General features: G+C 71.7%; 12 protein-coding genes and 1 pseudogene. 5 read left to right on the forward strand and 8 right to left on the reverse strand.

The features are described from left to right. Window positions 1-92: 92 nt before the first annotated feature. The 5 genes from IE318_RS05765 to IE318_RS05785 form a co-directional block, all read right to left on the reverse strand. Entirely contained in the window at window positions 93-1064 is a 972-nt protein-coding gene (locus tag IE318_RS05765; RefSeq protein ID WP_229903359.1) for a DUF8832 domain-containing protein, read from the reverse strand. 102 nt (window positions 1065-1166) lie between these two features. Further along, window positions 1167-1664: a hypothetical protein gene (locus IE318_RS05770; RefSeq protein ID WP_229903360.1), complete on the reverse strand. Its 498-nt coding sequence runs from the start codon at window positions 1662-1664 to the stop codon at window positions 1167-1169. 136 nt (window positions 1665-1800) lie between these two features. Continuing rightward, a complete protein-coding gene (locus IE318_RS05775; RefSeq protein WP_229903361.1) occupies window positions 1801-2136 on the reverse strand; it encodes a cupin domain-containing protein in 336 nt (111 codons plus the stop codon). A gap of 111 nt (window positions 2137-2247) precedes the next feature. After that, on the reverse strand, window positions 2248-2979 hold the full coding sequence (locus IE318_RS05780; protein ID WP_189897079.1) for an SDR family oxidoreductase: 732 nt from the start codon (window positions 2977-2979) through the stop codon (window positions 2248-2250). A gap of 59 nt (window positions 2980-3038) precedes the next feature. After that, window positions 3039-5519: a SpoIIE family protein phosphatase gene (locus tag IE318_RS05785; protein ID WP_189897082.1), complete on the reverse strand. Its 2481-nt coding sequence runs from the start codon at window positions 5517-5519 to the stop codon at window positions 3039-3041. 212 nt (window positions 5520-5731) lie between these two features. Between IE318_RS05785 and IE318_RS05790 the strand changes: the two genes are divergently transcribed. Next, window positions 5732-6628 (forward strand): RNA polymerase sigma-70 factor, encoded by an 897-nt coding sequence (locus tag IE318_RS05790; protein WP_189897084.1) that lies wholly within the window; start codon window positions 5732-5734, stop codon window positions 6626-6628. A 90-nt stretch (window positions 6629-6718) separates the two neighbouring features. On the opposite strand, the gene IE318_RS05795 is transcribed toward IE318_RS05790, so the two are convergent. From IE318_RS05795 to IE318_RS05805, 3 genes are all read right to left on the reverse strand, one after another. Next, complete coding sequence (locus tag IE318_RS05795; protein ID WP_189897086.1) at window positions 6719-7492, reverse strand: sigma-70 family RNA polymerase sigma factor family protein; 774 nt, start codon at window positions 7490-7492, stop codon at window positions 6719-6721. 183 nt (window positions 7493-7675) lie between these two features. Beyond that, window positions 7676-8671, reverse strand: coding sequence for a zinc-binding alcohol dehydrogenase family protein (locus IE318_RS05800; protein WP_189897174.1), 996 nt, complete (start codon window positions 8669-8671; stop codon window positions 7676-7678). Window positions 8672-8769: 98 nt separating this feature from the next. Continuing rightward, complete coding sequence (locus tag IE318_RS05805) at window positions 8770-9744, reverse strand: DMT family transporter (protein ID WP_189897176.1); 975 nt, start codon at window positions 9742-9744, stop codon at window positions 8770-8772. Window positions 9745-9801: 57 nt separating this feature from the next. On the opposite strand from IE318_RS05805, the gene IE318_RS05810 reads away from it, so the two are divergent. The 4 genes and pseudogenes from IE318_RS05810 to IE318_RS05825 all read left to right on the forward strand — a co-directional run. Further along, window positions 9802-10335, forward strand: coding sequence for a MarR family winged helix-turn-helix transcriptional regulator (locus tag IE318_RS05810; protein WP_189897088.1), 534 nt, complete (start codon window positions 9802-9804; stop codon window positions 10333-10335). Window positions 10336-10388: 53 nt separating this feature from the next. After that, complete coding sequence (locus IE318_RS05815; RefSeq protein ID WP_189897090.1) at window positions 10389-11189, forward strand: MerR family transcriptional regulator; 801 nt, start codon at window positions 10389-10391, stop codon at window positions 11187-11189. After that, a complete protein-coding gene (locus IE318_RS05820) occupies window positions 11186-12124 on the forward strand; it encodes a hypothetical protein (RefSeq protein WP_229903362.1) in 939 nt (312 codons plus the stop codon). The genes IE318_RS05815 and IE318_RS05820 overlap by 4 nt, the downstream gene beginning before the upstream one ends. 253 nt (window positions 12125-12377) lie before the next feature. Further along, window positions 12378-12660, forward strand: a pseudogene (locus IE318_RS05825) (hypothetical protein); the annotation flags it as partial.

Raw genomic sequence — 12660 nt, forward strand, 5'->3', positions numbered from 1 at the left:
TCCCGGCACCCTCCTGGCGGCGGGCTTGCTCGCCGGGCCGGGTGCGGGGCGCCACCGCACGGGGATCCGCAGTGGTGGCGCCCCGCCGGAGGTCAGCCCACGTGCAGGGTCAGGGCGGCGGTGTGGAGCGTGCCGCCGGTCCGGAACTGCAGGAACAGCCGCCAGTTGCCGGAGGTGGGCAGTTCGGCGTGGAAGTTCAGGTCCGGGCCGCCGTGGTCGCCGGTCACCTCGGTGGTCGGGTGGAGGTGGGCGAACGCGGCGTCGCCTTCGTGGAAGCCGGTCAGGTGGGCGTAGGTGCCCAGGTAGGGCTGCAGGTCGGTGACCGGCTTGCCGTCCTTGGAGACGGAGACGGTCAGCGGGTGTGCCATCCCCGCCATGGGCTCGCCCTTGACGGTGACGGTGTACCCGTCGGCCCGCGTGCTGCCGGCGGGGGCGGGCAGCGGTGTCCTCGTGGCGCCGCCGGGCACGGTGAGGGTGCGCGAGAGCACGAGGTCCTTGCCCTTGCCAGGACCGGCGGCCGGGGTGAAGGACGCGAACATCCGCCATGAGCCCGGCGTGAGGGAGGCCAGGCCGGCGCTCCAGGTGCCGTCTGCGGCCATGGTGGGGTGGATGTGCTGGAAGCCGGTCAGGTCGGAGCGGATGGCGTAGAAGTGCATCCGCTTGGTCTGGTCGACGGCGAAGTCGGTGACCGGCTTGCCGTCGGGGCCCGTGACCGTGAACCGGTAGGCGGTCCGCCGGCCCGAGGGCAGGGTGGTGTCCTTGGAGGAGAGACGGTAGCCGTCCTCGGTGTCGGACAGTCCCTCGCCGGTGGACATGTGATCCATGCCGGGCATGTCACCCATCGCCTGCGATGCGCTGGGCGAGGCGGGCACGGACGACTTGGCTCCGTGGTCCATGCCGGGCATGGACGAGGAGTCCCCGGAGGAGCCGCCCGAGGAGCCACAGGCGGCCAGCACCAGCGTCAGAGCGGCCGCGGCACCGGCCGCGGCGAAGCCGCGGCGCGTGGTGAACCGGGGAGAGCGGATCGGAGAACGGAACGAGGAGCGGGACAAGAAACGGGACATCGACGTGGGTCTTTCCAGGTGGGCGCACCACACCGGTGGCGCGCGGAAACGAGCAGGGCACCGTGCCGGTTCCGGCCCTGGGCCGGTTCCGGCGCGCGCCTGTCACGTCCGCGCGATGCACACCTGAAGCAGGAGATCTCGTCCGCCGGCCGGTGGCCCGCGCCGCCCCGTCGCGCGGACGGCCGCGCGCAGTCCCGCCGCCGCCCCGAGGGCGAGCGCCCCGGCGCCCGCCACGGCGAGCAGACCGGGCGCGGGCAAGGGCACCCGCTCCTGGGCCGGGGTCGAGACACAGTGGACCCCGCTCATGCCGGACGTGTCGGCGGCCCGGACCGCAGGACCCGCACCGTGCGTGTCCGGCGCCGTGACCGTGGACATGGGGGCGACATCCTGGCCGCCGGCCACAGGGGTCGGGCCGGTCATGGGGGCCATGCCGGTCATAGGGGGCAGAGGGAGGGCGGCCGTGTCGGACATGGCGCCGTGGCACCCCTCCGCGGCGGTGGCCGGGGCGCCGTGCATGAGGAACAGACCGAACAGCACCGCGCAGACCGCGAGCAGGCGGGCGATGCCCCGTCTGACTGCTCGTCCCCGCACGCTGTCCACGACACTGTCCCTTCTCGCCGGCCTCGGCTCGCGCCTGCCCACCCGACCATACCCCACCAGGGTATCGGTCGGCCGACGAGAGGGCTGACGGGCCGCCTCCATGACGGCACTGAGACGCACGTCACACACAGCCGGGTCAGGTGCCGGGACGGGGAGCTCGCAGGTGCTCCCGCCGGGCCAGTTCCTCGTCGTCGACGAGCGTGAGCATGGGCTGGCCCGGCGCACACATCATGGTGACGAGGAAGCGGCTCCAGGAGTCCGCCCGGTTGTTCCCGTCCTGGTGGTGGATGACGTCGCCGCCCGGCTCCCAGAAGGTCTCCCCCGCCTTGATCACCCGCTCGGGCTCACCCTCCAGCTGAGCCGTCTTCCATGCTTCCGGACGCGGCCGGCTCTCATTGCTCCCCGCACCGCCCGCGGCGCCCGTGCTCCCCGCGCTCCCCGAGCCGCCTGCCGCCGATTCCTTGTTCGCCAAGATGATGCCTCCGTGAGTGGGCCCGATGGCCTAGGGGGTGTCTCGCCGATCAGGCCGGGCTCGCGGCGCCTGGCACCGCACCCTGATCCGCCCTGATCGACGAGACACCCCCTAGGACAGCCAGTCGGCGTAGTGGGTGGGGGCGATGCGGGCGTCACCTTTGGTGGTGAGGACGTCGCCGGGAACGGCGGCGAACATGCCGGCGGTGTCGTCGGTGACGACCGTACGGCCGTCCGGGTGGGCCTCGAGGGTGATCCTGCCGAGTTCGTCGAGAGTGAAGACGTCGGGCCCGCCGACCTCGAGGGTGCCGTTCAACGGGGTGCCGAGTGCGACGTCGGCGACGGTGTCGGAGACGTCCTTGGCGGCGATCGGCTGGATCGGCGTGGCGGGCAGACGGACGGTCTCGCCGTCGGTGGTCCACGACAGGACCGCGTCCATGAACTCCATGAACTGGGTGGCGCGGACGATGGAGTACGGTATCCGCCCGGCCTTGAGGATGTCCTCCTGCAGGGCCTTGGCCTGGTAGTAGACGAGGCCGGGCACCTGGTCGGTGCCGACGATCGAGAGGACGACGACGTGTCCCACCCCGCCCTTCCGGCAGGCCGCCAGGAGGTTGTCCATGGAGGTCCGGAAGAAGGCCGGTGAGGCGTCGTCGAAGGTCGGTGAGTTCGTCAGGTTGACGACGACGTCGGCTTCGGCCACCGCCTCCTCCAGGCCCTGGCCGGTGATCACGTCGACACCGGTGGACATGGAGTGCGGTACGGCCTCGTGTCCGGCCGCGTTCAGCTTCTTCACGACCTGCGACCCGATCAATCCGGTACCGCCGATCACTGCGAACTTCATACGAGCGCCTCCCATCGCGGACCACTCGTCATGTGGTCATGGGTCCAGACTGCGACGGCTCAGTGCGCGGCGCACGTCACGCCCGCGTGTGTGGGTGTGCCGGTCGGGTCCTCCTCGGCCCAGACGACCTTGCCGCCCGACACCCAGCGGGCGCCCCATCGCCGGGACAGCTGGGCGACCAGGAAGAGGCCGCGGCCGTTCTCGTCGACGGCACGGGCGCGACGCACCCGCGGGGAGCCGACGTCGGCATCGAACACTTCGCAGGTCAGTACCTGATGCCGGATCAGACGGAGGACGATCGGACCGGTGCTGTGGCGCACGGCGTTGGTTACCAGTTCACTGACGATCAACTGGGTGGAGTCCACGAGACCTTCCAGTCCCCATTCGGCCAGCTGGTCGGCCGCCCTGTGCCGGGCGGTGCGGACGGCCCTCTGGTCGTCGGGCAGCGTCCAGGAGGCGACCTGCGTGGGTCGCAGTGAGCGGGTCCGCACCAGGAGCAGGGTGACGTCGTCGGAGGGCGCCTGACCCGGGCGACTCTCCGTCGCGCGGGTGCAGAGTTCTTCCAGCGGACGGTCCGGCTGTGCCAGGGCGGCGCCCAGGCGGTGCATCCCCTGGTCGATGTCGTGGTCGCGGGACTCGATCAGCCCGTCGGTGTACAGGGCGAGGAGGCTTCCCTCGGGCAGTTCCAGCTCCACCGCCTCGAACGGCACTCCCAGTCCGATGCCCAGCGGGCTTCCGGTGGGCAGGTCGGGGAAGGTGACCCGACCCTGCGGATCGATGATCGCGGGCGGCGGGTGCCCGGCCCGCGCCATGGTGCACCGGCGGGTGACCGGGTCGTAGACGGCGTACAGACAGGTGGCTCCCACGACGGCGTTGGGCTGGTCCGGGGCGTCGGCGTCCTCCTCGGCCAGGCGCTGGACCGTGTCGTCGAGATGGGCCAGCAACTCGTCGGGGGGCAGCTCCATATGGGCGAGCGTGTGCACGGCGGTGCGGAGCCTGCCCATCGTCGCGGCGGCGTTGATGCCGTGTCCGACGACATCGCCGACGACGAGGGCCACCCGGGCACCGGACAGCGGGATCACATCGAACCAGTCGCCCCCGACGCCGCTGTGGGCGTCGGCGGGGAGGTAACGCGAGGCGGCCTCGACGGCAGCGCCGCCCCTCAGACGGTGCGGGAGCAGGTTGCGCTGGAGCGCGAGGGCCGCGGTCTGCTCACGCGCGTACTGGCGCGCGTTGTCCAGCGCCAGCGCGGCCCGGGTGACGAGCTCTTCGGCGAGCAGCAGGTCGAACTCCTGGAACGGCACCGGGTCCTCGGTGCGGATGAACACCGCCATGCCCAGCAGGGTCCGCTGCGCGCGGATGGGGACGACCATCAGGGAATGCATGCCGTTCTCATGGATCGTCCGCGCCAGTGCCGGCTCCTGGTCGGTCCAGGTGCCCGGAGCGGCGTCCAGGACCGGCTGCAGGTGGGAACTGCCGGTGCGCAGGACGTCGGTGAAGGGTGAGGCGGGCGGCAGGGGTACCGGCTCACCGAGTGCCCACGGGGATTCCGGGATCCCTTGGTGGATCGAGGCCAGACCGGCACGCCGGAACGCGGGCGGGCGCTCGCCCGTCGGGCCGAAGTGGGCCGGCGGCCCTTCCCCGAACGGGATCGACGGCTCGAGGTCGACGGCGGCGTAGTCGGCGAGCAGGGGCACGGCCAGATCGGCCAGTTCCTGGCTGGTCCGCATCGCGTCCAGGCTGCTGCCCAGGCGTGCGCCGGCCTGGCTGAGGATGGCCAGGCGCTCGCGGGCACGCCGGGTCTCGGTGACGTCGACGCTGATGGTGCACACCCCCAGCGTCTGCCCGTCGGCTCCCTGGAGGCAGAAGAACGAACCCGCGAACGTGTGCTCCCGGCGTGGGCCCGTCGGCAGCCACCGGCGGAACTCGTGGACCGTGGTGGCCCCGCTCCGCAGTACCTGCTCCATCACGGCCTCGAGCGCTTCGGCCTTGGCACCGGGCCAGACTTCGGTGAGTCGGCGCCCGAGCCGTCGCTCACGGCGAATGCCGTCGTGGCTCTCCGTCGTGTCGTTGACCCAGGTGCAGCGCAGCTGCCGGTCGCGCACGACGATGCCGATGGGCGCGCGGGTGAGCAGCGACTCGCGCACCGATCCGGTCATCGCCTCCCCGGACAGCGAGCCGACATCGGCCACGGACGCCAGCCACCGCACCGCTCCGTCCTGCCCCGACACCATCGACATCCGCAGGCTGACGTCGAGTGTCCGGCCGTCCCGGTGGCGCACCGCCGTGGTGCCCCACCAGCCGTGCCGGGCACGGCACTCCTCGATGAACGCCGAGATCGACGGTGCTCCTGCCGAGGACGGCAGGATGAGCGCGGCGGACCGGCCCACCACGTCCCCGGCGGTGTACCCGACGAGTTGCTCGGCGGCCCGCGTCCACGCGACCACCGTCCCCCGCTCGTCGAACATCACGATCGCCGACCCGGCCGGCTCACGCGTGTCGCTGTGATCGCCGAGCGTGACATCGTCAGTACTGATCATCGAACTGCCCTCGGGTGAGTGGTTTGGCGGAGCGGCATCAGGCAGGTGCACCGAGGTGCGGACCGCGAACTTCGCTTTCCGGCCAATTGACCGGATAGTCCCGCAATGTGTGACAGCGGTGTCTCCCACGGCACCGCCGCCACAGGCGGGACACCCGCGCGCGTCCCCATGAGGCGGCTTGTAGCATGGTGATCCGGAGCTGGAGGACGTCTATGTACGCCGGTGACGAGGCAGACTCACTGGACCGGGCGACGCGGGATTTCATCGCGGCGCGTCCTCAACTGTTCGGCATCGCCTATCGCATTCTCGGCAGCGCGACGGAGGCCGAGGACATCGTCCAGGAGGCGTGGCTGCGCTGGCAGAACGCCGACCGTGCCGGCATCCACGAGCCGACGGCGTTCCTGACGACGGTCACCGCCCGGCTGGCGATCAACCACGCGCAGTCCGCCAGGGTGCGGCGCGAGTCGTACATCGGGCCGTGGCTTCCGGAGCCGGTCGACACCAGCGGGGATCCGCACCTGGGCGCGGAACGCGCGGAGGCACTCGATCTGGCGGTGCTCTTCCTTCTGGAGAAGCTGAACCCCGTGGAGCGGGCCGCCTACGTGCTCAGAGAGGCGTTCGACTACCCGTACCAGCAGATCGCGGAGATCCTGGAGACGAGCGAAGCCAATACGCGCCAGTTGGTGAGCCGCGCCCGCAAGCATCTGTCGTCGCAGCGCAGGGAGCCGGTCAGCTCCGACGCGCACCGGCGCCTGCTGGAGGCGTTCGTCGCCGCCGCGCAGACCGGTGATCTCTCGGCGCTCGAGGGTGTCCTCACGGCGGACGTGGTCAGTTACGCCGACGGCGGAGGGATGCGCGGGGCGAGCAGGATCCCGGTCATCGGGCGTCCGCACGTCTCCAAGTACGTCGCCGCCTTCGCCCCGCGTTTCTGGCCCGAGAGGGACGTTCGCTGGGTCGAGGCCAACGGCAGGCCGGCCGCCCTGCTCTCGGCCGGTGGCACCCCGGTGGCCCTGCTGTCCATCGAGGTGTCGGCAGTCGGCATCGAACGCCTGATGTGGGTGCTGAATCCCACCAAACTCGCTTCGTACGCGGCCTCGTCGGACGGTTGAGGGCCGTACGTCGGCGCGTCTTTCTGCTCCGTGCGAAGCCCTGTCACGAACACGAACACGAACACGAACAGGAACAGGACCGGCGGGCTGTCACCATGGCGTCGCCGGCGGGCCTGCCAGAGGTGAGGGCCGGTTCCAGGAGCGCAGCTTGTCGGGGTTGAGGACGACCCAGACCAGTGCGATGTGGTGGTCGGCGATGTCGAGGCCGATGACGGCGGCGACCTGGTGGTGGTAGCGGGCCACGAGGCCGGTGCGGCCGTTGACGGGGTGGGTGGTCAGGGCCGTGTGCGGGCGGTGCCCCAGGAGGGTCAGCAGGCTGTGGGCGACGTGCCGGCTGCCGCGGACCGGTCCGATCAGCGCCCGCACCTTGCCGCCGCCGTCGAAGAACGCCGTGACGTCCGGACGGAGCAGCGACGCGAGCAGTCCCGCGTCCTCGCTCGCACAGGCCTCGCGGACGGAGCGGGCGAGGGCGTCGTGCTCTTCCGGAGTCGCAGGACACGAGTACCGCGTCCGGAGCCGGCGGCGGGCCCGTTCGGCTGGTTCGGCACACTCCGGCTGTGTACCTCCCACGATGTCGGCGACCGTGTCGGGGACCGTCCCGACGACGTCATCGGGCACGTACGCCGCCCGGCCCGGCGGGGGGTGCCGGCCCAGACAGATTCCTCCCGCGGTGTTCGTGAGCCAGGACCGGGGAGCGGCGATCCGCCGGCGAGTGGCCTCCGACAGCCCGTACCACCGGCGATAGGTCTCCTCCACGACGCTCTCCGCCTCGCCGGGGCGGTCCAGCATGCGGCAGGCGACTTCCAGCAGGAAACGGCGCTCGTCGAGCAGCTCGGCGATCGGCACCGCGTCACCATGCTCCATACGCCATTCTCCCTCCCCCAGCGCCTTCGTTCACTGCTGGTTGTCAGCTAGACCGGAGAGCAGCGGTTTCTGTGACACCAGGGCGCCCGTCCCCAGGCGGACTCGCAGGATCCTTGTCGTCCTCGTCGTCCTCGTCGTCCTCGTCGTTCTCGTCGGCAGGGCCGATGGACGCGTCTGCCGAGGTCACCGTCGTACGCGGAGCACCGCGACCCCGTTGACGCGGCCCGCCGACAGGCCGTCGAGGGCACGGTCCGCCTCGTCGAAGCCGTACACCGTGACCGTCACCCGCAGGTGCTGCTCCGAGGCGACGGCGAACAGCGCGCGCCCGTCGTCGCGGGTGTTGGCGGTGACACTGCGCAGGGTCCGCTCGCGGAAGAGGTGCCGCTGGTAGTCCAGCGTGGGGATGTCGGTCAGGTGGATACCGGCGATGCTGAGCGTGCCGCCGCCGGCCAGGGCCTGGAGGGCGACGGGGACCAGGTCGCCGGCCGGGGCGAAGAGGATCGCCGCGTCCAGCGGCTGCGGGGGCGGTGCGTACGGGTCGGTCGCCGAGGCCGCCCCGAGGGACAGGGCGAGTTCCTGGGCGGCCGGTGACCGGGTGAACACGTGGACGGTCGCGCCCTGGGCGAGGGCGACCTGCGCGGTGAGGTGTGCGGAGGCCCCGAAGCCGTAGACCCCGAGCCGGCCGCCCGGGGGCAGCTCGGCGCGGCGCAGAGCGCGGTGACCGATGATCCCGGCGCACAGCAGCGGGGCCAGCTCCTCCTCGGTGTAGCCCTCCGGCAGCTCGTACGCGTACGCGGCGGGAACGGTGGCGTACTCCGCGTAGCCTCCGTCGGCGTCCCAGCCCGTGTAGAGCGAGGACGGACACAGGTTTTCCTGCCCCCGCAGGCAGTACCCGCACTCCCCGCATGTCCGGCGCAGCCACGGAATCCCGACCCGCGCGCCGATCGCGGGCCCTGCGGCCGCCCGGCCCGCCGCGACGACCTCACCCACCGTCTCGTGCCCGGGCACGACCCGCTCACGGTGTGCGGGCAGGTCGCCGTCCCGCACATGGAGGTCGGTCCGGCACACCCCGCACACGGCCACGCGCACCAGCAGTTCGTGGTCCTCGGGCACCGGGACGGGCAGCACGACGGACTCGATCGTCCCAGGGTGGGCGGCGGAGGCCACCCAGGCCCGCATCGACGCCGGAAGCGTTGTCGTACCCATGGAAGGCACCTCCCTCCGGTTCCATCAGACCGCTCCGGCTGCCGGAGGTCGAGCTTCCGGCGGCCCTGTCCTCAGGCGCCCGGGGATGGCGGACCAGAAGGCCGGCAGGAACACCGTTCGGCCGGAGCGGGACCAGACGGAGCCGGAGCAGATGGAACCGGAGCAGACGGCAGTGCCACGCCTGGGGTGCGCGGCCTGTCTTCGCGCCGGTTCGCGCGTGCGGGCCGGCCGAGGACGACTCCGGCCAGGACGAGTGCCAGCCCGGACAGTTGACGGACCGTCAGCACCTCTTGGGCGACCACGGTACCGAGCAGCACGCCCGTGACCGGGTTGAGCAGTCCGATCAGGCCCACCGTGCCCGCGGGCAGGTGCCGCAGCCCGGTGAACCAGGCGGCGAAGGCCAGTGCGGTGGCGACCAGGGAGACGTAGCCGAACGCGAGGAGCGCCGACGTGGAGAGCGCGGGCACCGGGCCCTCCACGGCCGCGGCGACCGGGAGGAGGAACAGACCTCCGGCGGTGAGCTGCCATGCGGTCGAGGCGAGCACATCGGCACCGGCGCTCCACCTCTTGGTCAGGATGTGGCCGAAGGACGACACCAGCATCGCCGCGACCGAGGCGAGGACTCCCGGCACGCTCACCCCTTCCGCCCCCGTGAGCAGCATGAGACAGACCCCGCCGAGCCCGAGCGCGGCGCCTGCCAGGTGCCTGATGCCGGGCCGCTCGGACACCAGGAACCAGGCGATGAGCATCATCGCCAGTGGCGACACGGCCATGACGGTCGACGCCACGCTCGTCGGTAGCAGTTGGGAGGCGGCGTACACGAGCACGAAGAACACGCTCACATTGAGCAGCCCGAGCACCGCGGACCGCCACCACCACGCACCCCGTGGCCGCTGCCTGCACAGGGCCAGCAGGACCAGACCGGCGGGCAGCGCCCGCAGCGCGGCCCCGTAGAGCGGGCTGTCCGCGGGCAGGAACTCGTGGGTGACGAAGTAGTTGGTTCCCCAGGCCACCGGCGCGACCGCCGTCAGACCCACCCAGCGCATCCACATTTTAGCTTCCATGGAAGGCAATATAGCTTCCCAGGAAGCTACTATGTCCGTATGGAGCACCCGCACCCGCCCTCGCACCCCCACTCCCGGCCGTCGGACCGCGTGGCCCGCATCCAGGCCGACTGGCGCCGCGAACGGCCCGACATCGACATCACCCCGCAGGGAGTGATCGGCCGGCTGCACCGCCTGGCCGACCGGCTCACCGCCGAACTCTGCCTCGTCTACGGCCGTTACGGCCTCGGCGAGGGAGAGTTCGACGTGCTGTGCGCGCTGCGCCGCGCCGGTGAGCCCTTCGAACGGGCACCGGGCGAGCTCGCCGCGCACACCATGGTCACCACCGGCGCGATGACGAAGAGGATCGACCGCCTGGAGCGGGCCGGGCTCGTCACTCGCCGCCGCTCCGACGACGACCAGCGCGGCCGGATCGTCGCCCTCACCGGACCCGGACGCGAGCTGATCGACCGCGCGTTCACCGACCACATGCGCAACGAGCGCCGACTGCTGGACCTGCTCACATCCACCGAGACCGAGACACTCGAAGCGCTGCTGACCACCTGGCTATCCCGCCTGGAGAATCCGGCCTGACCTGGCACGACCGCGCTTGACCTTGTCGCAGCGACAACGTTTCTACTGGAGGCATGCGTATCGGAGAGCTCGCCGCGATCGCCGGCGTCACCACCCGCACCGTGCGGCACTACCACCGCATCGGTCTGCTGCCAGAGCCCGAACGGCAACCCAACGGCTACCGCGAGTACGGACTGCGCGACGCCGTCGAGCTGGCCCGCGTCCGCCGGCTGACCGAGCTCGGGCTGAGCCTCGACGAGGTCCGCGACGCCCTCGCCGACGACGCGGGCAAGGACCTGCGCGAGATCCTCGCCGAGCTCGACGCCGACCTGGCCCGTCAGCAGGAGGCGATCCGGCAGCGCCGCGCCCGTCTGGCCGAGCTGCTGCGGCGCGCGGACACCGGCGGCCTGCCGGCCGAGGGCCCGGTCTCCCCGGAACTCGCCGCCGTTTTCGACGACATGGCCCGCGCCTCCGCCACACGCCCCGGCCCCGAACCCGCCATGGCGGCCAAGGAGCGCGAACTGCTCGCGCTGCTGGACTCGACCGCCGGCGCCGGCCATCGCACCTGGCTCCTGGCGATGATGCAGGCACTGAGCACCGACGAGCACGCGATGGCACGGGCGTACGAGATCTATGCCCGGCTGGACGAGCTCGCCGACGCCGCACCCGACGACCCGCGCGTCCCGGAGCTGGCCCGGACGGTGGCGGACAGCATGCCGCAGGAGGTCGCCCGGTCCGCGGCCGAGGCCGCCGCCGGCACCGGCGACAAGGACGGCGGAGGTTTCGCGGAGGCGTTCTTCGCGGACTTCCCGCCCGCGCAGGCGGAGGTCCTGCGCCGTGCGACGGCCCTGCTCCAGGAACGGGGTGCACGGTGAACGCGCTGCGCAGGACCGTCCGCTGGGCCCTGCTCGCCCTGCTCGTCGGCAGGCTCGTGCTCGTGCTGTGCCTGGCGTCCGGGGCAGGGATACCCGCGTCCGTGATGCGCGCGGTCGAGGTCTCGATGCTCGCCCCGGTCGTGGCGGTGGCCGGGGTGCTGACCGCGGACTACCGCCGTCACCGGCGCGAGGGCACGGCTCGCCGGGCCGCGGCGCTGGAGGCCGGACGGGACCTGGTCCCGGCCGCGCTCCGCCGCCTCGCCGTCCACGAGGTCAAGCTGTTCACCAGCTGCTGCCGCCGGCTCACCCGCCGCCCACCGCACGGCGTGGGCCCCGGGGACCTCGCGGTGCGCTACGCCGCGAACCAGTCCGCCATGATCTACGGCTTCTTCTTCGTCTCGGTCGTCGAGACGGTGGCGCTGGCGCTGGTCATCCCCTGGCCGGTCGTGCACGCCGTCTTCCTGGTCATCGACGTCTGGGGCTGCTACTTCGTCATCGCGCTGCACATCTCCTGCGTCGTACGCCCGCACGTCGTGACGGCGGACGGCTCGCTGCGCCTGCGCTACGGCGTGCTGCTGGAGATCAGGGTTCCGGCGGAGCTCGTCGCCGGCGCCCGCGTCGAGCGCGGCATCGTCAGCGGCGGCGGCTTGGCCAAGGTGCGCGACGACGGCTCTGTGGACCTGTCGGTGGGCGGGCAGACCACGGTCACGGTGGAGCTCTCCGAACCGGTACGGTTCGTACGCCCGCTGGGCAAGGAGGCCCAGGCGCGGGTGCTGCGCTTCTACGCCGACGACCCGGCAACCGCTGTGGCCGCGCTCTCGCGGCGCACACGGCACCCGGACGACACCCCACGCAGCCTCCAGGCATCCGCGGAGCCCGATGTCAAGCAGCGACGCGCCGGACATCCGGGTCGGTTCTCGCTGCCACAAGGGTGAGCAGGCGTCAGAGGATCACCCGCCAAGACTAATAGTCAGTCAATCTGCTAAGTAACTGCGTCCATTTGATACTTCGTCAGTTACCGGGAGCCGGGTGCATAAGTGCGCCGGATACCCCGATTGGCCTACTGGAGACGGTAGGTACGTTCTGCCCGAAATGACAGCTTCCGAGGGCGTCAGTACGTTCAATCACACACCGGCTGCGAAGTCGGTCTCTCTCTGACTCTGAGACAGGAAGCAGTGCACCATGATCATGACCCGTTCTCACGCGATCGCCGCAGGCGTCGCGGCCGCCGCGGCCCTGGCCGCGACCGGCATCACCTACGCCACGGCGGCCCCGGCACCCCAGGCCGCTCAGGCCGCCCCGGCCGCTCCGGCCGCCGCCGTCCAGCAGGCCCCCGTCCAGGCCCCCATGGGCGGCGAGGGCGGAAACAACAACAGCAAGGGCAACGAAGGCAACAACAACAACGACCACGAGGACCACGGCGAGCGCGGCGGCAACCGCCACCACGACTACGGCTGGATCCACATCAACG

It is taken from the genome of Streptomyces spiralis, assembly GCF_014654675.1.
GTDB classification, from domain to species: Bacteria; Actinomycetota; Actinomycetes; order Streptomycetales; family Streptomycetaceae; genus Streptomyces; species Streptomyces spiralis.